20 protein-coding genes and 2 tRNA genes are annotated in these 24917 nt (G+C 52.6%); 13 read left to right on the forward strand and 9 right to left on the reverse strand.

Going from position 1 to position 24917, the window contains the following annotated elements; all coding sequences use genetic code 11:
• Positions 1 to 11 precede the first annotated feature (11 nt).
• Positions 12 to 1433, reverse strand: a complete 1422-nt coding sequence (locus FIV45_RS12975; protein WP_099475312.1) for a 2OG-Fe(II) oxygenase — start codon at positions 1431 to 1433, stop codon at positions 12 to 14.
• A gap of 181 nt (positions 1434 to 1614) precedes the next feature.
• Here FIV45_RS12975 and FIV45_RS12980 point away from each other — a divergent pair, with 181 nt between their 5' ends.
• The 5 genes from FIV45_RS12980 to FIV45_RS13000 all read left to right on the forward strand — a co-directional run bounded on the left by FIV45_RS12980 (position 1615) and on the right by FIV45_RS13000 (position 7524).
• Positions 1615 to 3210, forward strand: a complete 1596-nt coding sequence (locus FIV45_RS12980; protein WP_165777123.1) for a glycosyl transferase family protein — start codon at positions 1615 to 1617, stop codon at positions 3208 to 3210.
• Positions 3194 to 4573, forward strand: a complete 1380-nt coding sequence (locus FIV45_RS12985; RefSeq protein WP_099475310.1) for an NfrA family protein — start codon at positions 3194 to 3196, stop codon at positions 4571 to 4573. Before FIV45_RS12980 ends, FIV45_RS12985 begins: the two co-directional genes overlap by 17 nt.
• Positions 4574 to 4610: 37 nt before the next feature.
• Positions 4611 to 6278 carry an amidohydrolase gene (locus FIV45_RS12990; RefSeq protein WP_099475309.1) on the forward strand — a complete coding sequence of 556 codons (1668 nt, stop codon included), beginning with the start codon at positions 4611 to 4613 and terminating at the stop codon, positions 6276 to 6278.
• A 56-nt stretch (positions 6279 to 6334) separates the two neighbouring features.
• Complete coding sequence (locus tag FIV45_RS18985) at positions 6335 to 6472, forward strand: type II toxin-antitoxin system HicB family antitoxin (protein WP_420875280.1); 138 nt, start codon at positions 6335 to 6337, stop codon at positions 6470 to 6472.
• A 419-nt stretch (positions 6473 to 6891) separates the two neighbouring features.
• Positions 6892 to 7524, forward strand: a complete 633-nt coding sequence (locus FIV45_RS13000) for a proprotein convertase P-domain-containing protein (protein ID WP_165777122.1) — start codon at positions 6892 to 6894, stop codon at positions 7522 to 7524.
• A gap of 58 nt (positions 7525 to 7582) precedes the next feature.
• Here FIV45_RS13000 and FIV45_RS13005 read toward each other — a convergent pair whose 3' ends face one another.
• Positions 7583 to 9304, reverse strand: coding sequence for an NAD(P)/FAD-dependent oxidoreductase (locus FIV45_RS13005; protein WP_165777121.1), 1722 nt, complete (start codon positions 9302 to 9304; stop codon positions 7583 to 7585).
• Between the two features lie 300 nt (positions 9305 to 9604).
• On the opposite strand from FIV45_RS13005, the gene FIV45_RS13010 reads away from it, so the two are divergent.
• Positions 9605 to 10369, forward strand: a complete 765-nt coding sequence (locus FIV45_RS13010; RefSeq protein ID WP_099475306.1) for a substrate-binding periplasmic protein — start codon at positions 9605 to 9607, stop codon at positions 10367 to 10369.
• A gap of 3 nt (positions 10370 to 10372) precedes the next feature.
• Here the strand turns inward: FIV45_RS13010 and pepN are convergent, their stop codons facing one another.
• From pepN to FIV45_RS13025, 3 genes are all read right to left on the reverse strand, one after another.
• Entirely contained in the window at positions 10373 to 13033 is a 2661-nt protein-coding gene (gene pepN / locus FIV45_RS13015) for an aminopeptidase N (protein ID WP_099475305.1), read from the reverse strand.
• Between the two features lie 107 nt (positions 13034 to 13140).
• Positions 13141 to 14694, reverse strand: coding sequence for a sigma-54-dependent transcriptional regulator (locus tag FIV45_RS13020; protein ID WP_099475304.1), 1554 nt, complete (start codon positions 14692 to 14694; stop codon positions 13141 to 13143).
• Positions 14695 to 14784: 90 nt separating this feature from the next.
• A complete protein-coding gene (locus tag FIV45_RS13025; protein WP_275671250.1) occupies positions 14785 to 15180 on the reverse strand; it encodes a response regulator in 396 nt (131 codons plus the stop codon).
• A gap of 278 nt (positions 15181 to 15458) precedes the next feature.
• Here FIV45_RS13025 and FIV45_RS13030 point away from each other — a divergent pair, with 278 nt between their 5' ends.
• A complete protein-coding gene (locus FIV45_RS13030) occupies positions 15459 to 16307 on the forward strand; it encodes an N-formylglutamate amidohydrolase (protein WP_099475302.1) in 849 nt (282 codons plus the stop codon).
• A gap of 555 nt (positions 16308 to 16862) precedes the next feature.
• Here the strand turns inward: FIV45_RS13030 and FIV45_RS13035 are convergent.
• Positions 16863 to 17237 (reverse strand): tetratricopeptide repeat protein, encoded by a 375-nt coding sequence (locus FIV45_RS13035; RefSeq protein ID WP_133118624.1) that lies wholly within the window; start codon positions 17235 to 17237, stop codon positions 16863 to 16865.
• Positions 17238 to 17488: 251 nt separating this feature from the next.
• On the opposite strand from FIV45_RS13035, the gene FIV45_RS13040 reads away from it, so the two are divergent.
• Positions 17489 to 19723, forward strand: coding sequence for a patatin-like phospholipase family protein (locus FIV45_RS13040; protein WP_165777120.1), 2235 nt, complete (start codon positions 17489 to 17491; stop codon positions 19721 to 19723).
• A 195-nt stretch (positions 19724 to 19918) separates the two neighbouring features.
• Positions 19919 to 20938 carry a UDP-glucose 4-epimerase GalE gene (galE, locus tag FIV45_RS13045; protein WP_099475298.1) on the forward strand — a complete coding sequence of 340 codons (1020 nt, stop codon included), beginning with the start codon at positions 19919 to 19921 and terminating at the stop codon, positions 20936 to 20938.
• On the opposite strand, the gene FIV45_RS13050 is transcribed toward galE, so the two are convergent.
• Both FIV45_RS13050 and FIV45_RS13055 read right to left on the reverse strand, forming a co-directional pair.
• Positions 20935 to 21585, reverse strand: a complete 651-nt coding sequence (locus FIV45_RS13050; protein ID WP_099475297.1) for a hypothetical protein — start codon at positions 21583 to 21585, stop codon at positions 20935 to 20937. The genes galE and FIV45_RS13050 overlap by 4 nt on opposite strands.
• A gap of 18 nt (positions 21586 to 21603) precedes the next feature.
• Positions 21604 to 22593, reverse strand: a complete 990-nt coding sequence (locus FIV45_RS13055) for a complex I NDUFA9 subunit family protein (RefSeq protein ID WP_240045079.1) — start codon at positions 22591 to 22593, stop codon at positions 21604 to 21606.
• A gap of 142 nt (positions 22594 to 22735) precedes the next feature.
• Here FIV45_RS13055 and FIV45_RS13060 point away from each other — a divergent pair.
• From FIV45_RS13060 to FIV45_RS13075, 4 genes are all read left to right on the forward strand, one after another.
• Positions 22736 to 22822 (forward strand) — tRNA-Leu (locus FIV45_RS13060).
• Between the two features lie 193 nt (positions 22823 to 23015).
• The gene (locus tag FIV45_RS13065; RefSeq protein WP_099475296.1) at positions 23016 to 23606 is read left to right on the forward strand and encodes a hypothetical protein; all 591 of its coding nucleotides are present in this window, start codon (positions 23016 to 23018) and stop codon (positions 23604 to 23606) included.
• 114 nt (positions 23607 to 23720) lie between these two features.
• Positions 23721 to 24074, forward strand: a complete 354-nt coding sequence (locus tag FIV45_RS13070; RefSeq protein WP_099475295.1) for a YigZ family protein — start codon at positions 23721 to 23723, stop codon at positions 24072 to 24074.
• Positions 24075 to 24223: 149 nt separating this feature from the next.
• Positions 24224 to 24766, forward strand: a complete 543-nt coding sequence (locus FIV45_RS13075; protein WP_099475294.1) for a hypothetical protein — start codon at positions 24224 to 24226, stop codon at positions 24764 to 24766.
• 26 nt (positions 24767 to 24792) lie between these two features.
• On the opposite strand, the gene FIV45_RS13080 is transcribed toward FIV45_RS13075, so the two are convergent.
• Positions 24793 to 24869: transfer RNA gene (locus tag FIV45_RS13080), tRNA-Pro, on the reverse strand.
• Positions 24870 to 24917: the final 48 nt, after the last annotated feature.

The raw sequence follows: 24917 nt of genomic DNA on the forward strand, positions 1-24917 counted from the left end.
TTTATCCCCTGTCAGCTCTTGTCAGCGATTTTAAAATGGCTGAAAATATTGGTGTATAATTTTCCATTGAATGGCTGCGGACGCCCATGCGCAAGGCGGGTTGCTTCATAATAAATGACATCGCCCGGTTCCAGGAAAATATCGTGCTTACGGTAATAATTGTCCTCAATCCTCAAAGGCCAGGGGTCAGTCACTTCCTGATCAATATTGATAATGACCCCGATGATATGGGTCCCGTTGCGGTCCCGATGCACCTTCAGCGCAGTCCCATGATGATAGACCCGAATGCCGTAAACAAAGGTCGGTTCAAGTTTCAGCCCGCTCCATATTTCCAGCACCGGTTTCAGACAGGCCTGTATCTCCTTCTCCAGTGATTTCGGTAACTGAATGAGGCTGCTCTTCGCCGTGTCCGTCTTGGCATTCTTGATAAATCTCTCCGCAACCGTTTCCGGCACCTGGGCGTGAAAATTCTTCCGATAAAAATCCATAATCTTATCCAGCAACGGCTTCGGCAACCGGTCTCGCTCAAACCCAATAGTGGTATAATTGGGTACATTCTCCTTATCCAGACGCTTGAAGGCAGGCAAGCCATTTTCGGTACGGAAAATTTTCTTCAAAATCAACCCGCACCCCTTCTCCACAGGGCGACACAGATGAACGGCCTTGTCATTAACGGTGCCGTCGGGAAAAAGATTGTTCCAAATCACGGCGCGCCCTCGCTTCACAGGCACCGAGTGATCGACTTCAGGAAAACTCAGCCCCCCGCCGACACTTGTCTCCTCAAGATAAATCACAAAACTGTAACTGCGTTGTCCGAGCGCCCCGCCCTTTTCAATAAGGTCATCGGCTTCGAAGAAATCCCTTTTCGGATAAAAAGTCTGTCCTGCCTCATAAAATTGCGCCTGTAGAGGCTCCGCATGTTTTGGTGATAACCCCAGCACGGAACAAATCCGCCGATCCACGTCCTGAAACAAAGTGTCTTTGATCCCCCCCAGATCATGGTTTCTTGTGCAAAATGACGGATCGTTTTCATCCTTTAGGGCAATGCCCGTCGACGGCGCCTCGCGTTGCACCTTGCGCCTCAACGCATCACATTCCGCCTCATTAAGAAAATCATCCAACACGTAAAGCTCAAATCCCTCAACATTCTGACGTACGGCATTGGGAATGAAGGGGGAGGCCGTTTCACGCATCCGGGCATCTTTGTAACGTTTCAGCGGATTGATAATCTGGTCTACGGGAATTGCCGGTTCGAAGTTCAGCGCCGCCTTGGCCACCTCATAACTGAACCCCTCATCTATCATGATCCGGAACATACCGTTCTTGTCACACCCCGCATCAAGGTTGGTGCGGACCCATTTTTTCCAATGGTCATTCAGCTGCTTTTCGGCCAGAAATTTTTCCAGGTCCTGTTTATGCAATTCATCCGTCATACTGCTTATATTTCATCCTGTTACTACAGATCACGATTACCCGAGAGCATAACTTTATACGCTTATTTCGTCCAAAACCAGCCCTTTAATCCGTCTTATATATTCTCGCTATGGATATTTTTAACGAGATGTTGTATAGTCCTGCACAACCTATGAGAAACAATAGATGGGGGGGAGCAGTATGCTTATTGTTTTCACCAGTTATTTGTTTTGCTTAAAAATTCTTCTGATCGTCACGGCGGTTCTGATCTTGCTCAGCAATATCGACGACGCCTTTATCGATGTCTATTATATTTTCAACCGCATCCGCCGACGTTTCTTTTTCCATAAACGCATTCGATCCTTTAAAGCCCGCGACCTGATGCGGCGGCCTGAACAAAATTTCGCCATCATGATCCCCACCTGGTGCGAAGCCAATGTAATCGGCGACATGATCCGCAACAGCTGCCACAGTTACCAGTACGAAAAATATCATATTTTTGTCGGCGTTTATCCCAATGACCATAAAACCCGTGCGGCAATAGAACAACTGATCCCTCTTTTCCCTCAGGTGCATTTATCCCTGGTCAGCCATGATGGCCCAACCAGCAAGGCCGACTGCCTCAACCACATTCATCGTGATATCATTGATTTTGAACACAGACGCCACCTGTGTTTCGCCGGCTTCGTTCTGCATGATGCAGAGGATATTGTCCATCCTCTTGAACTCAAACTCTATAATCACCTCATTCCCCGCAAAGACATGATCCAAATCCCGGTTATTCCCCTGGAACGCCCCTGGTATGATCTGACCGGAGGGCATTATCAGGATGAATTTGCCGAGAACCACATCAAGGAACTGGTGGCGCGGGAAAGCCTGACCGGACATGTGCCTTCCGCCGGGGTCGGCACCGCACTCAGCCGCCGCGCCATGACCCTGCTCGCCGCGCCGCCGCACATTGTTCCCTTTGATACCGACAACCTGACCGAGGATTACGACCTGTCCTTACGGCTCCGTCAATATGGTCTAAATCTGATCTTCGCCCGGTTCCCCGCCGGTCGCGGCTCTATCATCGCCACACGCGAATTCTTCCCCAATACAATGCGTAGCGTCATTCGACAAAAAAGTCGTTGGCTGATGGGCATCGCCTTTCAGGGATTCCGGCGACAAAAATGGCAGGGATCGTTTGCCCTGAAATATGTTTTGCTGCGCGACCGCAAAGGCATTATTACCGCGCAACTGTCATTGTTGGCATATTTTATTTTAGTGAACATTCTCCTCGTCTGGTTGGCAGAAGCCCTGATGCCGCAAAGCTATCGCTACCCGCCTCTGGTCCGCCAGGGAGAATGGCTGGTGCCCCTGTTATGGGCTAATTTCGCTTTTCTCGTTAATCGGGGACTGCACAGGATATGGTTCACCTATCGCACCTATGGCCTGCTCGCCGGGCTGTTTTCTGTGCCGCGCCAACTCTGGGGCAATATCCTCAATGGGGTGGCCTCCTTACGCGCCATCCTGCTCTACAGCACCCATCTGATACGGGGCACCCCCTTGGTATGGGACAAGACCGATCATGCCTTTCCTGATCACACGCAGCTTAAATCCTTTCGTCAGAAGCTCGGCGACCTGCTGGTGCATCAGGATTATATCAACGCCAGGGACCTGAAAAACGCCCTGCGCCACCAAAAAAAAACTGGCATGCCTCTGGGTCAGATGTTGCTTCAGAACGGCTATATTACACCGCGACAGCTTCAGGATACGTTGCGACTTCAGGATTTACGCCATGACCACCCGGGTTAAGTTCCTTTCCCTGATCGATTTCTGCGTCACGGTTCTGATTGCCCTGACATTTTTGTTCCTGCACAGCAGCTACGCCCGGGAAGAATACGCTTATTTCACCGGTTATCCTGCCTGGGAAATGACGGCGCGTCATACCCCGCAGCCCCTCTTTCCCCACATGGCTACCCCCATAACGCCCCCGCCACGCCAACAGATGCGGTCACCCGCCCGTTCCCGGACAGATCCCCGCCACACAACACCGCGTCCGATGCTTTATCTCGCCGCGCTCCGCGAAGATTATGCCGAGACGTTTACCGCCACCACGCCCCCGGTTAAGGTGAAGGTCACGAAGACGCCCCCGACGAGGGTCGAAACAGCCCCGGCGGCACCCCCTGATCATCCTTCCCCACCCCGTTCCAAACGCACGGCCGCGCAACTGGGGTATCTCGCTTATGCCCGTGAAGACTATTATCAGGCCATGACATATTTCAAATTGGCGATCCGCGATGCTCCTGACAACCGCCATCTTATTCTGCAATCGGCCTATGCCGCGAAAAAGCTTGGCCGCAACACTGAGGCCATCCACGGCTTTCGCCGGGCGATAGAACTGTCCTCCCCCCAGCCCGCGCCCTTTCCTCTCCGACGGGAAGTGGAACAGTTACAGAACCGGTTTGATATTGACGGCTACTGGATATACCGCGACGAAAGCAACGCCCGGCCGCGAAATATCGGTGCCGACCTGACCCAATCCCTGACCGGTATAGAGGTCAGTTACCAGCCCCCCGGCATCGGGTACCGAAATGGCCGACGGTTTCAGGTTTATGGACGTCTGCTCGCCGGAATGGTGCAAGACAGCCTGCGCCTGAACGATAAAAGCTATCAGGCCGGGCTTGGCCTGCGCTATAAACCTTTGACGCGCCATAATCTGGTGTTAAGTGCCGAACGCCTGATCAAGGTCGGGGACTTCACCCGTCATGACTGGATGTTGCGCGCCGGCTATTCCCGCGATCACGGCACGGATTATCGCGAAGACGTCTCCCGCTGGCTGAGCTACAGTCTCTATCTTGATGCCGCCCTGATCCGGCCCGCTGACCCGGATATGTTTCTCACAGCTCAGGCCGACGGCGGCTACAATATGAAACTTGGTCCCGGACTGGTCCTGCGTCCACACCTTCTCGCGCTCGCCACCTGGCAAAAGGATCGTTATCGCACCGCCAGTCTGATCGAGGCCGGTCCCGGCGCCAGCCTGCGCTTCTATTTCAACGATACCCCCTATCAGGCCTACAGAAGTTATGTTACGCTCACGGCCGAATATCGCATCAAGATAGCCGGCAACAGTATCGGCGGCAGCGGGCCGGTCATTGGCATCGGGGCACATTTCTAACCCCGGACCGGAAACACACAACAAAAGAGGGAAAGTCATGAAGAAAAGCCTCCTCCTATCCACCCTAAGCGCCAGTCTGCTGGTCAGTGCATCGGCCAACGCCGCCTGTGTCTCTGCTGACTTGCTTCTGGTCAACGGCCATATTTATACAGGCCTTGCCACAACCGCGACCGCCAGCCGACTTGCCGTCAAAGAAGGAAAAATCCTCTCTCTCGACGACAAGACCGCCTATTGCCCCGACACCAAACAGATTGATCTGCAAGGCGCCTATGTCTATCCCGGCTTCACCGACGCCCACGCGCATCTGAAAGGCGTCGGTTACCGCGAACTGACCCTCAACCTGCAGGAAATCAACAGCCTGAAAGAAGTCATGGACAAGGTGCGCGCCTACGCCGAGACCACCAAACCCGGCGACTGGATCGTCGGTCGCGGCTGGATCGAGAAAGTCTGGCCGGAGGGGCGTTTCCCCACCCGTCATGACCTGGACCAGATCGCCAAGGACCGCCCGATCGTGCTGACCCGCGCCGACGGCCATGCCCTGGTCGCCAATAGCTACGCCCTGACCCTGGCCGGGATCACCGAAAACACGCCAGCGCCGGACGGCGGTGCGATCTCGAAAGACGACACGGGCGCGCTAACCGGCATGCTGGTCGATCACGCCATGGAACTGATATACAAACATGTGCCGTCCCCCAGCCGCGCCGATGACAAAAAGGCGCTCACCACGGCGCTCGCGCGTAATGTCTCCGTCGGCTGGACCCAGACCCAAAACGCCGGCGGCAGCTTTTCTGATATCGCCCTGCTGAAGGAATTGCGCGCCGAAGGCAGGCTCAAACATCGGCTTTACTACGCCATGGACAGCGGCCCGGAGGCCGCCAAGCTCCTCGAACAAGGGGTTGAGGTCGATCCGGACCACTGGCTTGATGTGCGCGGCATCAAGCTTTATGCCGACGGGGCCCTCGGCTCACGCGGGGCGGCCCTAATCGACAAATATCATGACGCGAACAGCCGCGGCCTGCTGCTGACCACCCGAGAGGCCGCTCTGCCGGTGATGATCAGCGCTTTGAGAAAGGGTGTGCAGATCGAAACCCACGCCATCGGCGACCGGGCCAATCGTCTGGTGCTCGACTGGTATCAAGAGGCCCTCACCGCCGTGCCGGAAACCGAGCGCGCCATCAAGGACCCGCGCTGGCGCATTGAACACGCCCAGAATATCCAGCGCGATGACCAGATCCGCTTCAAGGAGCTGGGCATCATCCCGAGCATGCAGCCAAGCCACGCCATTGGCGACCTGCATTTCGCGCCGAACCGGCTCGGACCGGCCCGTCTCGCCAACGCCTACCCCTGGGCCAATATGATCAGGCTCGGCCTGAAGGTGCCCGCCGGTTCCGACGCGCCGGTGGAGATCGGTGATCCGCGGATTGAATTCTACGCCGCCGTCGCCCGCAAGGATCTCTCGGGCTATAGCGCCAAGGGCTGGCATCCGGAACAACGGGTGAGCCGCCTGGACGCGCTCAAGATGTTGACCCTCTGGCCCGCCTATGCCGCCTTTCAGGAAGAGGTGCGCGGCACGATCGAGGTCGGCAAGCTCGCCGATGTCACCATCCTGTCGAAAGACATCATGACCATCCCGGAAACCGAAATCATGTCGGCGGATGTGGTCCTGACCATCGTCGGCGGTGAGGTGGTTTATCGCAAAGAATAAAGACCGATTTATATATCGCAATTTGGCATAAAGACCCGGACAGCGATTACGGGGTCATCCTCCCCGATGCTCCCGGCTGCATTTCTGCGGGCGGCATATTGGATGAGGCCCGCCGCATGGCGACGGAAGCGCGGGCGCTCGATGTGGCGGCCTTGCCCGATGCGCCCCCGGAAACGCCCGGCTTCCCTGAATAAGATGAGTGTGTTCAAAATGTGTCAAGATTCCTTACACATATATAACATCTTATGTCATTTTCGTTAATTCTTACCGTAACCATTTGATATAATTACCATATGGAAATATCTTCCGCTCCCCGAAAAAAGCAACCTGTATCTGCATAATTAATATTATACATTCTCATAGGAGGCAATACCTCGTATTTATGTGACACAATAGGGTTTAGAGTCAGGATTCTTTACAGATTCCGCCTGTCATTTATCACAAATAATCATAACACCTTGATTTTATATGAAAGTTTAATAATGGCACACCGCTTGCATAGTAGCTGACATCGTGAAGGTATCTTTTTTCAGGTATGTTTCACTGGAGGGAGAGGACACTAAAGAAGAATAGTACACTCCTGTATATCTACTTAAATAGTATTGGACGTATAATGAAAACTACACTCTTAAAATCTGCGGCAACCCTGGCCATTGTATCTGGCTTTATGATGCCCATGGCAGCCATGGCCACGCCGGCCACATACACACAAGCATCCGGTCAGGCGATTACGGATAATACCTCCCTCGTTTCAAATATGCTGATCAACGACACCGGGATGATTGACGGCCTTACCATCGAACTTGATATTGAACATACCTGGATTGGTGATTTGATCATTCAACTGACCGGTCCTGATGGCTTCACCACCATCACCCTGATGGATCGCCCTGGGATTGTTGGCGGTGGATGTTGCGGAGATTCCTCCGATTTCGTCTTTGGCACTTCTGTAATTTTTGATGATGCCGCTTTAACAGCGGCAGAAGACGCAGGTGCTGGTCTCGGCGGTGGTGACGATGCGGGCGGTACCTACGCGCCGGACGGCCTGCTCTCCACATTTGTCGGCGGAAATCTCGCTGGAACCTGGTCTCTGTCCATTTCCGATAATTTCGGTGGTGATACCGGAAACTTGCGGTCATGGAGCCTGAATGTCGACGTCACCAGCGTTCCAGAGCCTGAAATTCTGGCGCTGTTCGGATTTGGCCTGATCGGCATGGGCGCACTGCGTCGCCGTCGTCAAAGCTAGGGTCACATCTCAGACAATAATGAAAAGAGCCTCCTTACCGAGGCTCTTTTTTTATGCGCTAAAGCTTGTCTGCCAAATCCTTGTTTTTATGAATCATCTGACCCTCGAGCGGGGAGTTTAGATTTAACCGGGGCTTCTTCTTGTCCAACTTGCCCGTGACCCAGCCTTCCAGCAGCATGACTTCCAGAGACTGTAGCGCGAGTTGCAGTCCCAATTCCGGGGTCGCCGCCGCCTTGGTTTTGGTGAGATACTGCATCAAGGCCTGGGCAATGGTGGCGATATCCTGATGCTGCTGCAAAACCTGAATGAGCAAGGCATAAAGGCCTGAATCCAGCAGTGTCTTCTGACCGCGTTTCCAGCATTTTTGTGTCTCGATGCGCCCGTCTTTATAACTGAAGACCACATCTTCCCTCGCCCGTTTCAGGTTGAGCTTGAATTTATTGTATTTTGACAGGGACCAGCCGACGGTCCCGTCGGTGAACATACCTGTGATTTGCTTTACCCCGCCGAGGTCCAGCCCGCCCAATCCGGCCTGTCCGGCGACGTCCCCGGTAAAACCACCCGTGCCCAGCCACTGAAACGCCTGCTGCGGATCAAGACGCAAGCCCGCATCCTTGGCGATCTCGGTGGTATATTCCTGCAGGTCGGTGAATTGCTTATTGGCGGAATACCAGAAATCGGCAAAGCGAATATGCTGCGTAATCCGGGTGCGCTGGGTCTCGCAATAATGGGATTTCAGCGCCTCCCCGTCCAGCTCGCCCCGCTCCAGTTCCAAAATCGTATAGGCCGCCTCGCGGGCGCCGCCGTGGGCCAGCGTCATGCCCGCCGCCAGAATGGGGTCGGCAAAGCCACAACTCTCCCCGATCAAAAACCAGTTCTCGCCCACCAGCCGGTCGGCCAGAAACGACCAGTCCTTCGTCGCCTGCACTTTGCCGTCACGGGTCGCCTTGGCGGTCAGTTCCTTGACCAGCGGCTGCTTCTCGAGCGCCGATAAATAGAGCTCCTCCGTCGTCATCTCCATTTTCTTGTAATGGTCGGCCGGGCAGATAAAGCCAATACTGGTGCGGGTCGGGCCCAACGGAATAAACCAGATCCAGCCCACATCAATGCTGAGCACCAGCACTCTTGTGCCACCGGTGCCGATGGAAACGCTCCATTCTGCATTATCCCAATAGTCCCACATGGCGACGTTACGTAATTTTGTCGGCGCTTCGGTGGCGATCCCCATGGCGCGGCGTAATATGCCGCTGTTACCGGACGCGTCCAGATAATATTTCGCCTCAATCCGGCTGCCGTCGGACAGCTCCACGCCGGTGACCCGGTCACCGTCTTTATGGATTTTTGCGACTTTAGTGTTCTGACGCACCTCCGCGCCCAGTTCCGCCGCATGATCCAGTAATATCGTGTCATAAATGGCGCGATCCACCTGAAAGGCGGTTTGCACGCGCTGGCCTTCATATTTTGCCGGCCGGGCCTCATCCTTAAAGGTGTCGAGGGGGAGAAATTCAAAATCCCATAGGTCGTCGCTGGTCCCCCAGCGGTAAGTCGCGCCAACCTTTATCGGAAAATTTGCTGCTTCCACCTTATCCCAGCAGCCCATTTCATCAAGGATTTTGCTGATCGGCGGCAACTGGCTTTCCCCCACATGTTCGCGGGGGAATGTTTCTCTTTCCAGAACCAGAACCCGTAAGCCCGGATTGTATTTTTTCAGCAACGACGCGGCCGTACTGCCCGCAGGTCCGCCGCCAATAATCAAAACGTCATACGAGGGTGAAGACACAACACATCCCAATCTTGTTATTATAATTATTTCAATATACTAGCCCAGAATACTAGCCCAGGCTATCATAACAACGCGAGCGGCAAAAAAACTATTTCAAAAGTCTGTTCTACAGGACAGTTATCGGCTGCCGTACGGCCCCCATGGTGCCCGAAACAGGCCCTTCTCCCTCGAAAAGCCACCAACGGCCTTGCTTCCCCTTATGAAGCCGGCGTATACTCGGGCTTCGCAATATGACGGACAGACCGCCGTCAAGTTCAGTTTCCGGCATCTGGGCCTGCCCAAAAGAAGATACACCCAATGAAAAGCGCGTCACGTTATAGAAAATATTTAGTAGGCTTTCTCTTTTGTCTGACCAACATTTCCCTCTTGTCTCCGGCTTATGCCGCGGAACCTTCCCCCACTCTGGCGCCATTGCGAGCGGCAGTATCAGAACATTTCCCTCACGGGCTGGAGCGGAAAATACTGCAGGCGCTGGCCGATCGTATGGGACGGCAGATCACCTTCATGCCCTATCCCTTCGCGCGTCGGCTCGACACTTTGGAAAAAGGCGGCGTTGATCTGTCCACCGGACTGTTGAAAACGCCAGAGCGTACGGAAAAACTGATTTTCATCGATGCCCATAAACGCAAGACTTACCGCGCCTTTTTCGTTCTCAAAGACAGGGCGACCAGGATCGAAAAATACGAAGACCTTTACGGCCTGAAAGTCGGCACCCGTATAAAATCGCTCTATTTCGACCGGTTTGACAAAGATGATAAAATCCAGAAAATACCGGTGACCAGCATCGAATCCCACATCCACATGCTCCTGAACGGGCGCATTGACACCTTTGCCTTTCAGGAAAAAAGCGGTCTCCTGAAAATTGCCGAACTGGGATATGAAGGCCAGATTATAACTGCCCCCTATAAATTCAGCCGTACGAACCTGACTCATATCTGCATTTCAAAGAAGTCACCACTGGCCAATGACCTTACGGACATCAACAGGATCATTAAGGAAATGTCCGAAGACGGGACCTTCCGCCAGATCACGGAAGATCACTATCGAAATTTGCAGAACTAACCGTTATTTCAAACTCTTTGAGACGATCTCATAAGTATTTTCCGACAGGTTGGGTAATGCCAATATGCGCTCCAATGTCGCCTTCATCAATTTCTGCCGGTCTGCGTCATAATACTTCCAGCGGCCCAGAGGCTGTACAAGACGCGAAGCGATCTGCGGATTGATCGGGTCCAGCTTCTCGATCACATCACCAAGAAAGGCATAACCGCGCCCGCTCTTGTCATGGAAACAGGTCAGGTTCTGACCGCAGAAGGGACCCACCACCGACCGTACCCGGTTGGGCATATTCCAGTCAAAGTCTGGATGCTGGATCAGGCGACGCATCAGGTCCTGGGTTTCCGGCTTGCTCACCGCCGCCTGCACCGAGAACCATTTATCAAGCACCAGATCATCATCACGCCATTTGGCATAAAAGCTCTCCACCGCGTCTCGCGTCTCTGAAAAAGCGCTGTTGACCATACAGGACAGGGCGGCGATCTCGTCGGTCATATTATCCGCGTTGCTGAATTGCGCCATGGATTGCGTGAAAACTGCCGGCGTCTCCTGCGTCATCAGATAAGACAAACAAACATTCTTCAGGCGGCGGTCGGCCACCGCTTGTGGTGTGAAGGCATAAAACCCCGTTGTCTGACAGGCGTTATATATGCTCTGCAGAGCTGTCTCATGTGTTGCCGCCAAGGCGTGCCGGACAAATTTCCGCGCCTGATGAATGGCATCCACATCCACTGGACTGCGATATTGACCCAGAGTAGCTTCACTGGGCAGGCTCAGGACCTCTGCTTTAAACGCCCGGTCCAAGTCCAGGTCGCCGATGACCTTGCCCATCGCCGAGCTAAAGCCGTCATCCAGATGCAACGGTCGCCCGGCAGCAATATCATCAACCAGTTCCATAATCAGGCCGGCGGCGATCTCCTGCCCCGCTTCCCAGCGATTGAAACTGTCACTGTCATGGGCCAGCAGGAACAAACGGTCTGCCGCCGTGAGGTCGCTTTTCAATTTCACCGGCGCTGAAAATCCGCGCAGAAGAGACGGCACCACCGGCTCTTTCACGCCGACGAAGGTGAAACTCTGCTCACTTCCGGTCAGACTTAGCAAGCGGGTAGTTGCCACATCATCCGGGGCATTCTCACCGTCCAGCTGTAACGGGATATCCGCGCCGTCCGGTCCGATCAGCCCCACCGCCATCGGAATATGCAGGGGCTTCTTATCCGTCTGTCCCGGGGTATCCGGGGTCATTTGCCGGAAAGTCAGGGTCAGACTTTCCGCTGCCGCATCATAAGACTGGGACACGGTCACCTCCGGGGTGCCGGCCTGAGAATACCACAGACGGAACTGGCGAAGATCCACGCCGCTGGCATCCTCCATCGCGGCAACGAAATCATCGCAGGTTACCGCCTGACCGTCATGGCGGTCGAAGTACAGGTCGATTCCCTGACGGTATTTCTCCGGCCCGAGCAGAGTATGGATCATGCGAATGACTTCGGCACCTTTTTCATAAACCGTAACGGTATAGAAATTGTTGATCTCCATATAGCTGTCCGGCCGGATCGGATGGGCCATCGGGCCGCTGTCCTCGGCGAACTGATGCTGGCGCAGGATACGTACATCTTCAATGCGCTTGACCGCACGCGAGCCCATATCGGCGGAAAATTCCTGATCCCGGAACACCGTCAGGCCCTCTTTCAATGACAGCTGAAACCAGTCGCGACAGGTGACCCGGTTGCCGGTCCAGTTGTGGAAATATTCATGGGCGACCACCGCCTCCACTGCCGCAAAATCACCGTCTGTCGCGGTTTCCGGCTTGGCGAGCACGCATTTGGTGTTGAAAATATTCAGGCTTTTGTTTTCCATCGCCCCCATATTGAAATGGCTGACGGCGACAATATTGAAAATATCAAGGTCATATTCAAGACCGTAGACCTGTTCGTCCCACACCATGGCCTTCTTCAGGCTGTCCATGGCATGAGGGCATTTATCAAGATCCTCCGGCGCCACAAATATCCGTAACGTCACCGGCGCCCCGGACCGGGTGGTGAAATGATCCTCCAGCACCGCGAGGTCACCGGCAACCAGCGCAAACAGATAACTGGGCTTGGGAAACGGATCATCCCAAACGACATAATGCCGCCCATCCGCAAGATCTCCCTGTTCGATATTATTGCCGTTCGACAACAACACCGGATAGGCTGTTTTGTCGGCCTCGATTCTCACCCGGTAGGTCGCCATCACATCCGGCTGATCCAGGAAATAGGTAATGCGGCGAAAGCCTTCGGCCTCACACTGGGTGCAATACATGCCTTTCGAGACATAGAGCCCTTCCAGCGCCGTATTTTGCGCCGGATCAAATTCATTCTCGATCGTCAGTTCAAACTGGTCCGGCACATGGGGCAGGGTCAGATGGTGATCCTCCAGCTGATATTGATCGGCTGTCAGGCGCACACCGTCCACCGCCACCGACATCAGGGTCATATCATGACCATCAAGACGCAGAACCGCATCTGCCGCCCCTTCCCGTCGCACCTGCGACGTCGCCCGCACATGGGTCACGCCTTCCCGTAAATCAAACACCAATGTCACCTGTTCAATCTGAAAATCCGGCGCGCGGTAATCTTTCAGATATTTGGTTTCGGGCGGGGTGATGGTTGAGGTGCGGCTGTCGGCCATAAAGGAAAGCTCCTTGTCTGATGTGTCGTATGCGAATTTGGGATCACTGGATCATAAATCGAGTGATATATCTATGGCCGCGGTTGCGCAAGACCATATCGGCAAATCTAGTTAATATCATGGTGAGGCAGAGCCCCACCCCACGGGGAAGCATGAGTATCCAGATCCAGATCGGCATCTGTATCTCGCTGCCCGGTGTCGGCCTGACCCTTTTCTTCCGCTTGCCAGGTTTTTATTTTCCGGTACAGGGTCGACGGGTTGACATCCAGATATCCCGCCGCGCGCGAGACATTGCCCGCACAAATTTCTATCGCCGATTCAATGACATCACGTTCGACCTCGGCCAACGGCCTGATCGATTGGATGCCATGCCGCGGCACCACTGCCTGCGCGATGGCAGAAACATGATCCTCGCCCATAGCCCCGGAGGCTATATCGTCCTGCCCCATGCCGGGCTCATGTTCCGCAATGCCATTGAGTAAAGGTGTTTTTTCCAGGAAGTCCTGAGGCAACATATAGCGCCGCACCACTTCGCCGTCGTTGAGAACCACCACATTGCGAATGATATTCTGAAGTTGCCGCACATTCCCCGGCCAGGGGTGACGCATGATGATTTCTTCCACCCGGGAGGAATAATGGGTAAAGTCCTTGCCTTCCTCGGCGGCAAATTTCACCAAAAGATTCTGGGCGATTTCCAGTTTGTCCCGTCCCCGTTCCCGTAACGCCGGCAACCGCACCGGAATCACATTAAGCCGGTAATAAAGATCTTCACGGAACAAGCCCTTTTCAACCATTTCCAACGGATTGCGGTTGGTGGCGCAGATAAAGCGGATGTCGGCGGTGTAGGTCCTCGCGCTGCCTACTTTCTGATAGGTGCCGGATTGTATTACCCGCAAAAGCTTGGATTGCAGATCAATATCCATTTCACAGATTTCATCCAGAAACAGAGTCCCGCCATTGGCGCGTTCCGCCGCGCCCTGCCGGTCGGTCACCGCGCCGGTAAAGGCCCCTTTGATATGACCGAATATTTCGCTTTCCATCAGATCCTTTGGAATCGCCCCACAATTAAGCACCACCAGTTCACGATCATGCCGGGCGCTGATATCATGCACCGCCTGGGCGCAGAGTTCCTTGCCGGTCCCGCTTTCACCGGTAATGAATACCGTGGCCGAGCTTGACGCCACATTTTCAATCGTGTCATAGACAGTCTGCATAACCTTGGAACTGCCCAACATCCCGTGGAAATCGGTGCGGCCAAACTGGGTCTTGTATTTATCGACGATCTGACGCAGATGCATCCGTTCCATGGCGTTGCGTACCGTGAAAACCAGCCGGCTTTTATCAAACGGTTTCTGCAAATATTCGAACGCCCCCAGACGCATGGCATCCACCACCCGGGAAACCGAACCATAGGCCGTAATCACGATCACACAGCATTTCAATCCGCTTTCAGAGATAAACTTTAAAATATCAATACCGTCCACATCCGGCAATTTCATATCCAGAAGAACAATATCGGGGGCATGACTGGTAAAATAGTCGAAAGCTTCCGCGCCGGTCGAGACATGCACAATGTTGGTGCTCTCTTCCCGCAAATATTCTGTATAGAGATCGGCCAGCAGGCTGGTATCTTCGATCAGTAGGATGGTCATGTCGTCCATAGCATTACGCCTCTCGTGCGCCACAGGAAATACGCGGATGGAATACTATTTCAGAATACTTCATGCCTGAAATGAAACAGTTATTGGTCTTCAAATAACTTCACAAAAAAGCCGGTCCACCTCATCGACAAGATCTTTCAGATGAAACGGTTTTTGCAGAACTTTGGAATTTGCCGGGCGATCTTGGGCTTTATCCATGGCGACCGCCGCAAAACCGGTAATGAACATAACATGGAGTTTAGGCTGTATTTTGGTGGCCCGCCGGGCGAGCTCGATACCATCCATGCCCGGCATGACAATATCCGTCAACAAAAGATCAAAGCCACCACCCGCCAAGAGCGGCAATCCGTCCGTCCCCAATCCGACGGAAACAACCTGATAGCCCGCCTTCTCCAGAGAACGCGCCAGAAAGACCCTCATTGTATCATCATCTTCAGCTAACAAAATGCGCGGCAATGTTTCTACCCTTGTAATTCCTAAACCCATCAACTTTCATAGCGCAGAAATTATGAATAATTCAATAAATATAGCGAAAAACGCTACAAAAAAATGCACCATGTCGTGATCACAAATACCGGAGGTCTCCAAGAATTCCTCTCACGGCCCTTTATTATAAACAACAGGCCTGAAATGAACAGGCTTGCGGTCAAATATATTCAAGTATTTAGAAATAATGATTTTTATGTTAAGCTTTCCGTCTGAAAGCATGCACATAAGAACAAATCAGATGATCCATGTCCTGAATCGACAGAGTTTAAGAACCCATGTTGCCCTATTCGATATACTTACCGGACAGCGACCGTAATGGCGTACTGTTCAACAGCCCCCACAGCGGCACAATACTACCTCAGGACTTTCTCGAGCAGGTCGCGATTGATCCGGCTTTGCTGCTCTATTCCGGTGACACGCTTGTCGATCAACTGATACAGGACGTACCCCGCCACGGCGCCATCCGGTTTATCAATCATTTTGCACGCATTTATGTCGACACCAACCGTTCGCCCCGGGAAATCGATGCCGACATGTTTCTGGACCCGCCCAAGGTGCCGGCCTTTTTACGCACCGACAAGGTCGCCCGCGGATTTGGCGTAATTTCGCGCAAATCCTATAACGGCCTGGAAGTATATGACCGGAAGCTGCCCAAGGGCGAAATCAACCTGAGACTGGCCCAAGCCTACCACCCGACCCATCAGGCTCTGCGCGACCTTCTGCAGGATCTCTATCAGGCCCGGGGGTTCTATATAATGATTGATTGTCATTCCATGCCGTCCTATGGCTTCATTGACCCAAGCCTGGCCACAAGCCAGCAGGCCGATCTGATCATCGGCAACCGCTTTAACACCAGCTGCCATGATGCGCTCAGTCAGCATGTGGCCGACTATTTCCGCCAACAGGGACTGGAAGTAACCTTCAATGTGCCATATGCCGGGGGGTATAATACCGAACATTACGGCAATCGTGACCAACGCCAGCAGGCGCTGCAACTGGAATTCAACCGCGCCCTCTATCTGGATGAAAAACACCTCAGTCCAAATGAAAATTTTCTGGCTCTTCAGGAAACCCTGACCCGCCTGAGCGAAAACCTCAATATGCACCTGCCCCATCTCTGCTAAAGCGCTCTTGTCGATTGGCCTGAGTCTCTGAGGCGATCACAATCTTTGCGTGCCGGACAATCGCAAAATGGGCCAGCAGTGCCTAACTTTTATTTTCAAAAGTGCCTAACTTTTTCATGCCACCGCAGAAAACCGCAGAAAACCGCCAAAAAAAAGGCCACTCAAACGAGTGGCCCAAGTTTAGGGAGGAAACGCCCACGAAGGGCATAAGAAATGTTCCTACACCAAGAACATCTCTCATCCCTATATTTAGGCTTTCCAAGCCGGAAATCAAGAGAAAATTTAGTCATATTTTACAAAGCCTTACCCAAAACATAAAGGCCACATTGTGACAATTATGCAACATATAAATTTTTGAAAAAATCACGTTTATTTTCAGTAAATTACCCCTTAATTCAGCTTGATTAAGTATTTTTACCACACTGAGAGACATGATAAAAAAAATGATTTTTTTTGCAGAATTTCGGCCTTTCCGGCCCGGAATACAAAAAAGGAATCTCATACAAACGAGATTCCTTTATAAATCAAAAAAATTGAGACTTTAAATAATCTACTCTACCACTGAGGGTCGGCCATTGCCTGAGCCAGATATTTACCGATCTGATGGTCTTGGACGCCCGCCTCGGCCAGAACCGCCAAACCTTTTTCATATTCAGCCGTTGCCCGCTGATCTTCATCTCTGTTCCGGTAAAGCATCCCCAATTTATAATGCACGTAAGCCGTCACGATCGGAGCCTGGTTAGACGCGACAATTTTTTTATAAATTTTTTCCGCCTCGTCATACCGTTCAAGCAAGACCTTGCTGTCGGCTATTTTTACTTGCTTGGGAAAATCCTGCGCCATACCGACCTGCCCCACGCCAATAAAAACAAGCCCCGCCATGACGCTACCGGCGACAAACCTCTTCGTCATTTTTTCAAATTTTTTCATTTTCCAAATTAACCCCTTTTCAATCCTGCCTGACTGTTCTTGCATTGCCGCACTGTTTATCTTTTCGAAGCAACAGAAGCAACCATAAGAGGATTTTTATATGCCTATTTAATTTTATTGATAATTTGTTATAACTAATCAGCCACCTTGGACTTATCATCCGGTTCGCTTCTTTTTTCGCATACTCATTTCTACAAAACCGACTTAATACACATACAACCTTAATATAGCCTGAATATAACATGAATTTTATGTCAAAAATAAGAAAAGTGACCGGTATTCACGTAATTTTAGTCCTTTGCCTGCTGTTCATCAGGGGCGGCACGGATTTTGCCTTCGCCACATCCCCCGGTCATAAGACATCCGACGCCAAGCCCAAAATAGGTTTGGTGCTCAGTGGTGGCGGCGCCCGGGGGGCAGCCCATATCGGCGTTCTCAAGGTTCTGGAAGAGCAAGGCATCACGATTGACATGATTTCCGGCACCAGCATGGGGGCCGTGGTCGGCGGACTCTATGCTTCAGGCTACTCCGCGGCCGAGATCGAAAAGATCGCGGAAGATATCGATTGGCAAACCATATTTGATGACAACACCCGCCGTGAAGACCGCCTGTTCCGCCAGAAACGGATCAAGGATGACCGGTTGATGAAATTCAAGCTGGGGTTCAAGGATGGAAAAATCATCTTCCCCAAAGGCTTGATTAAAGGCCAGAAACTGCTGCTGGAACTCAAAAAACATACCTACCCCGTGCAACATATTGAGAAATTCGACAATCTGCCCATTCCCTTTCGCGCCGTCGCCACGGATATTGAACGGGGCACCCCGGTCATCCTTGACCAAGGCGATCTTGGTCTGGCTATTTTTTCCAGCATGTCCATCCCGGCGCTGCTGCCGCCGGTCGAGGTGGAAGGCCGTCTTCTGGTAGACGGGGGCGTCGCCAACAATCTGCCGATTGATCTTGTCCGCAAAATGGGGGCCGAGATCATCATTGTTGTCGATGTAAGCAGCCCTTTGTTGAAAAAGGACGACCTTGATTCTGTCCTCAGCGTCACCAACCAGCTGATCCGTCTCTTGGGCCGGAACAATTCCCTGCGCCAGCTGGACGACCTCAAATCCTCGGGCCTCAAACATATCATTATTCGGCCCGACCTTACAGATATTGAAACCGGCGACTTTTTGAAAGTTTCCGACGCCATTCCCCGCGGCGAAGCCGCCGCCCGGGCCGTGCAAGACCAGTTAGCAGCATTTGGCAAGGAACGCCCCCTGCATCTGGTGACCCCGAATCTCGACCCCGTCATCGAGTTTATTAAAGTCGACAATCGCACCGGGCTGTCCGATAAGGTAATTTTACGCTACCTGGATATCAAACCAGGTTTCCCTCTGTCCCCGGAAACCCTGAATGAACGAATTGCCCGGGTCTACGGACTTGATGTTTTTGAGCGGGTCACCTACGAAATCATAGAAGAAAATGGCGAAACAGGCTTGCTGGTCACAGCAACAGAAAGTTCTATCGGTTCTAACCATATTCGGTTTGGCCTGATCCTGTCCGACAACCTCAAGGGCGACAGCAGTTACAGCCTGCTGTCCAGTCTCACACTGACCGAATTGACCGATTTAGGGGCAGAAGCCCGTTTCGACGCCGAAATCGGCGATGAAATGCTGCTGTCTGGCGAATATTATCAGCCGGTCACTGTTTTTTCCAATCTGTTTCTGTCCAGCAAGGCCACCATTGGCGCCTATAACCGCACCGTATTCGAAGGGCTTCAGGTCGACAACAGGCAACGGGTTTCCTATGTGGAACTGAACGGCTTTGGCGGCATTCAGCTGGGCAGCTGGGGGGAGGCCAAGCTGGGCATGGTGCGCCGCTGGTTGAGGGTGCGAGAACGGGACGACCAGCTTGACTTCTTCGGAGGGGAGAAATTCATCTCCACCGGCTGGAATGCCCAGTTCAACGCCGATACCCTTGACCGGATCAGCTTTCCCCGCAACGGCGCCCGCGTCAGCCTGTCATATTACGGCGGACGCAAAATCCTGGGCGGCGACAACCGTTTTGATCTGATACATGGCCGGGGCCGTTACGTGAAAAGCCTTGGGAAACATACCTTCGACTTTACTGTGGAAGCCGGGGGAACCTATAATCAACAGGGCGCGATTATTGCCCCCTTCTCGCTCGGTGGATTTCAACGGCTGTCCGGCCTGTCGCGCGACAGGCTCAGTGGCGGCTTCATCGGCTATGGCGCCCTACGTTATCACTACCGGCTGACCAACGATCAGATTAATATTATCGATCTGCCGATCTATCTGGGCGCCAGCCTGGAAACCGGCAATACCTGGGACCGGATGGGAGATATTTCCCTCAGCAACATGATCTTCGGCGGCAGCGTTTTTGTCGGCGTCGAAAGCCCTATCGGCCCGATCTACTTCGGGCTGGGCGTGGCCGACAACAACAGCCAGTCTCTCTATTTCTCGCTTGGTCAATCCTTTTAGATCCGCCGGCTATAATGATTTCTATTATTATTATCTTAATCCACCATAATTCTCCTCTATTCTCTGACCCGTTAGCGACCTGTATTTCGGCACCGGGAAATCCCTTTATTCCCCGGACAGCTTAAGTTATTAATAGTTCTGTAAATTTTCCCGCGTAGAAGGGAATGAACGAAGCAGACGATAATTGGGAATGCTATGAAAATACTGGTCACCGGCGGCGCCGGCTATATCGGCAGCCATACCACACTGGAACTACTGAAAGCTGACCATGACGTCGTGGTCATCGATAACCTGTGCAATTCCAGTGAGGAATCCCTGACCCGGGTGAAAAACATCACCGGCAGGAACAGTCTTGCTTTTCAGCAGCTGGACATTCTTGATCGTCCTGGCTTACAGGCACTGTTCACCGCCCATGATTTTGACGCCGTGGTTCATTTCGCAGGCCTGAAAGCGGTCGGCGAATCCGTCGAAAAGCCCCTCACCTATTATCAGAATAATGTGGTCGGCACGATCACGCTGTGCCAAGTGATGGATCAGTTCAACGTACGCAATCTGGTGTTCAGTTCTTCCGCCACGGTTTACGGCGACCCGGCCAGCGTACCGATCCGGGAAGATTCCCCCACTGGCGGCACCACCAATCCCTATGGCGCCTCGAAACTGATGATTGAGGAGATCCTCGCCGACCTGCATCGGGCCGATCCGCGCTGGAACATCGCGCGGCTGCGCTATTTCAACCCGGTCGGGGCCCATGACAGCGGCCTGATCGGCGAAGACCCCCATGACATTCCCAATAACCTGATGCCCTATATCACCCAGGTGGCGGTCGGCAAACTGAAAGAACTGTCCATCTTCGGCGATGATTACCCGACCCCCGACGGCACCGGCGTGCGCGATTATATCCATGTGGTTGATTTGGCCCTCGGTCATCTGAAGGCCCTCGACAAGCTCATGGCCAATCCGGGGCTCGTAACCTATAACCTCGGCACCGGCAGAGGCTACAGCGTCCGCGATATGGTGAAAGCCTTCGAAACCGCCAACGATATTAAAATCCCGACCCGCATCGCCCCGCGGCGCGAAGGCGATATCGCCAGCTGCTATGCCGACCCGACCCTGGCCGAAAAAGATCTCGGCTGGCGCGCCCGGCACAGTCTCGAAGATATGGTCCGTCACGCCTGGAACTGGCAATCAAAAAACCCGGACGGCTATAAAATCTAGACGGCCATCCCTTTCGGCAGACAAATATAATCCCCGCCCCGGTCAGCGTCGTCGCTGTCAATCTTACGGAGCCGGAAAACATAGCCCTGCGTGAGCAACCGCCACAAGGTCAGAAAAGGTCGCGTCTTGTCCATGCCAGCCCCGTAGGCATAAATATCATGGCCGGGGAAATTCAACGGCAGAGCATCTTTTTCTTGCAAGATGATCACCGCCTCACTGGCCTGCCGTACGGTTTCTGTCGCCCTGTCACAGCGCAGGATGCAGGGGCCGGATGGCGTCCGCTCCGCGTCATACACCTCCCAACCACCACCGGGGGCTTTCAGGCCGATGTTAACGGTTAATACCGCCCGCAAAGTGTCATCCGCCTCGCAAAGCTGCACCGTCTTAAACAAAGGAGCAACCGCGCAGGCAATGGCGCCGAACCCGGCGTTCAGATCACCATAACAGGTGGTATAACCCTCGCGCCCAGCGAAATGACGAATCGCATGAATGATATGATCGTCATAGACCCCTTCCCGCAGGATGTCCCGCCCGGCCTTCAGCGCCGGGTTGAGAAAGATATCGCCTTTGCAGAAGCCAGAGAAACCAAAAACTTCCTTGGTTTTTTCCTTCAGGTAGCGCAACAGAGAAAGACGATAGAGGATCATCCGCCGTGGGTCTTTCTTTTAACTTTCCGGGGTAAACTGTCCCTTGGGGCGATACTGCACGAGATAGGTCGGCAGGATCACTTCGGCCAGCGTGGGCTCAATCCCGAGATCTTCCAGCCCGAGCGCATCTTCCGACACCACATTATCTTTTTGCAGCATCTTATACTGGTCCAAGGTGATCGGGGCATTTGGCAACAGGCTGAGGAAGAACACTTTCAACGGAGCGATAAAAGCCGGCACATCGATAAATACAGGGGTCAATTTGGCAATTTTCGCCGCCAGTTCCATCATCTCGCGCAGGCTGTAAATCTTGGCGCCACCGAGCTCATAGGTCTGACCGCGCATGTTATCTTCCCGCAAGGCCCGAACAATCACCTCGGCCACATCACCGACATAAACCGGCTGGAACTTTGTACCCCCGGAAATGACCGGCACGATCGGAAATTTCGCCAGTTTTGCGAACCGGTTGAACAACTGGTCCTGTGCGCCGAAAATCACACTCGGCCGCAGGATGGTGGCTTCGGGGAAGGCTTTCAGAACCGCCTGCTCGCCCCGCCCCTTGCTCTGCCCGTATAGAGACGGCGAATCAACATCCGCACCCAATGCCGACATATGCACCAGGGATTTCACTTTCATCTCGGCGCAGAGTCGCGCCACGGTCTTGGCGCCTTTCTCGTGAATGGCATTGAATTTCTGCCCTCCGGCTTCGGCAAGAACGCCGACCAGATTGATCACGGCATCGGACCCCAGAATTGCCGCCCGCACGGAATCTTTATCCCGCAGATTGGCCTGAACCACCTGTACCTGACCAACTTCGCCCAGAGGCTTCACATGCATCGCCGAGTTGGGTCGACGCACCGCCACCCGAATCCGAACCCCGGTTTTCGCCAGATGTTCCACCAATGTGGTGCCCACAAATCCCCCGCCGCCAAAAATAGTCACCAATTGCTGTGCCATGATATTCTCCAGAAACACCGTAATGATTAATGTCATCTTCCGCCTGAACATGATCTACCCCTTTGATTCATGCCGCGGAAACATAGGGTCTTTTTATCCATCGCCCGGGTTTTAGTCCAGCCAATTCTATTTTTTTCATTTCATCTCTTGACTTTGCCTTTGCGCAGTCGTAATCACTGCACACCAATCACGTGCCCAGATGGCGGAATTGGTAGACGCGCTAGCTTCAGGTGCTAGTGTCTGTATGGACGTGGAGGTTCGAGTCCTCTTCTGGGCACCAAAATTTTCTCAACACATTTTTGAAGAATTCCTTCCCGAACTTCGGGTGCAATTTCCCATTACCTACACTTTTGTGTGGAAACCTATATTCTATCATATAAGATGAATTAAACTGGAAAAACCAACGTAGGTACTAAATGGTGACGTAAGTACGTTCTGTCTAAAGGCTATTAGACCTTAAGAAAGATAAACCAATGGTAAATCAAAAATACACCACCGAAAAGCTTACCAAACTTTTTACAGAAAATAGCAATTATCTACAAAACCAGTTGATGTTTGGCGGCATGCAACTGATGTTGATAGAATTTCTAAAAAAATGGATGAAGGATCAGTTAGAAGGATTTTTTGGTTCATTTAAAGGCCTCGATAAAAATGGTGAATGTCTGTACCTTGTCGAAGAAAAATACAGCTACCTTTTCAAAAAGAACATAGACGGTCATCCTTTTGACAAACAACTCCAGTGGTTTGTCGAAAATGGTGCCATCAACGAAGATGAAGGCGTTTATCTGTCAGCTATGCGCCATCGTCGAAACGAAGTAGGACATGAACTAATCAGACTGATAACCGACGACAAACGGCAAGAACTTATTTGGGAAGAGTGCAAGGCCATCGCCAACCTATTATTTAAAATGGATAACTGGTGGTTTCGTCAAATTGATGTACCTACTGGATTACTATCTGATCACGAAGAAATAACAGAAGAAGATCTTGAGAATGGATCTAGCGTCGCGATAAATATTTTGTTGAATTTTGTTGAGAGAGTAAACCCCGAAACTAATAAATAAATCTATTGATTTATCGACCAAGATAGACTGTGTTTAACGGTGTTTTAATATGTTATCAAAACCAAAAAATATCCCTATTTGACTCCTGCACACAAGCTCCCCTATAAAAACCTTATGCAGATATTTGACGGAATTATTTCGGATCGCGGATCAAAATACGCGGTGTCCGGTGGCCCCTGCGGCTCGCCCGACGAGGCCAAGGCCTTTATCAAGACGCTGTGCCGCAAGAAGAAATTTCTCAAGGCGACCCACAACAGTTGGGCCGTCCTGCTGGCGGATGACGGACCGATCAAGAATGATGACGGGGAAAGCGGAGCCGGCATGGTCATCGTTCGCATGCTGGAGCGGGAGGGCGTGAAAAACCATATTGTGGTGGTCACCCGCTGGTACGGCGGCAAGCATCTCGGTGGTGACCGTTTCCGCCATGTCCAGACCGCCGTGCGCCATTATCTCGATACCGCCCTTTAAATAGAAAAACCGTCCCAAGAAGCCCTCCCCTTGAGCCGCCCTTATCCCCGAGGATACGCCCTCAATTGAAACTGATGCGCGAATAGGCTATGATACAACCTCTTTAAGTCGCATTTATGCCTGTCCGTTATCGTTTCAGGGAGGTTATCATGACGGATTACAAGAAGACCAGCGCCAGATTTCTCATCGATTATATTTCGACCCTGCCACAGGACGACCCCGACAATGCCGCGAAAGCCGCTCTCGCCGGAGATGTTTACATCAAGGCCTGGAGCTGGGCCGCGCTCAACAAACTTTTTTTCTTTCTTGCCATGTTCGGCAGTCTGGCTGTGATCCTCTGGCCTGCTTTCGTCGTGATCTTCACCAAATTCTTCACGCTTCAGGAAGCCGCCATTCTTCAGACCTGTCTGACCGCCATAACCGCCTTTTTCGTTTATTTTTACCGTTATTACAAAACCCGTCAGATGTTCAGTGAAAATATTCTACGCCATATCGCCTTTGGCAAAGACCCTGTCGCGGACCTGATTCCCAAAGTCATCGAGGGCATGGGGCGGCTGGATCAGGGCTTTACCTTTTCTGTTCCCAGAAAAGACGACAAACACGACGCCACCGGGACCCCCTCACCGGGTAAGTCCCCAAACAAACCCTCTGACAAATCAAAGACGCCGTCCAAACCAAAAAAAGCCTCCTGACCCGTTGGATCAGAAGGCTTCTTATATGGTCGGAATGACAGGATTCGAACCTGCGACCCCTTCACCCCCAGCGAAGTGCGCTACCATGCTGCGCCACATTCCGTCAATTCTGAATAATCATAGCATAAGATACCTGAAAAATCAGCATGGC

The sequence above is a fragment of the Paremcibacter congregatus genome, assembly GCF_006385135.1.
Lineage (GTDB): Bacteria > Pseudomonadota > Alphaproteobacteria > Sphingomonadales > Emcibacteraceae > Paremcibacter > Paremcibacter congregatus.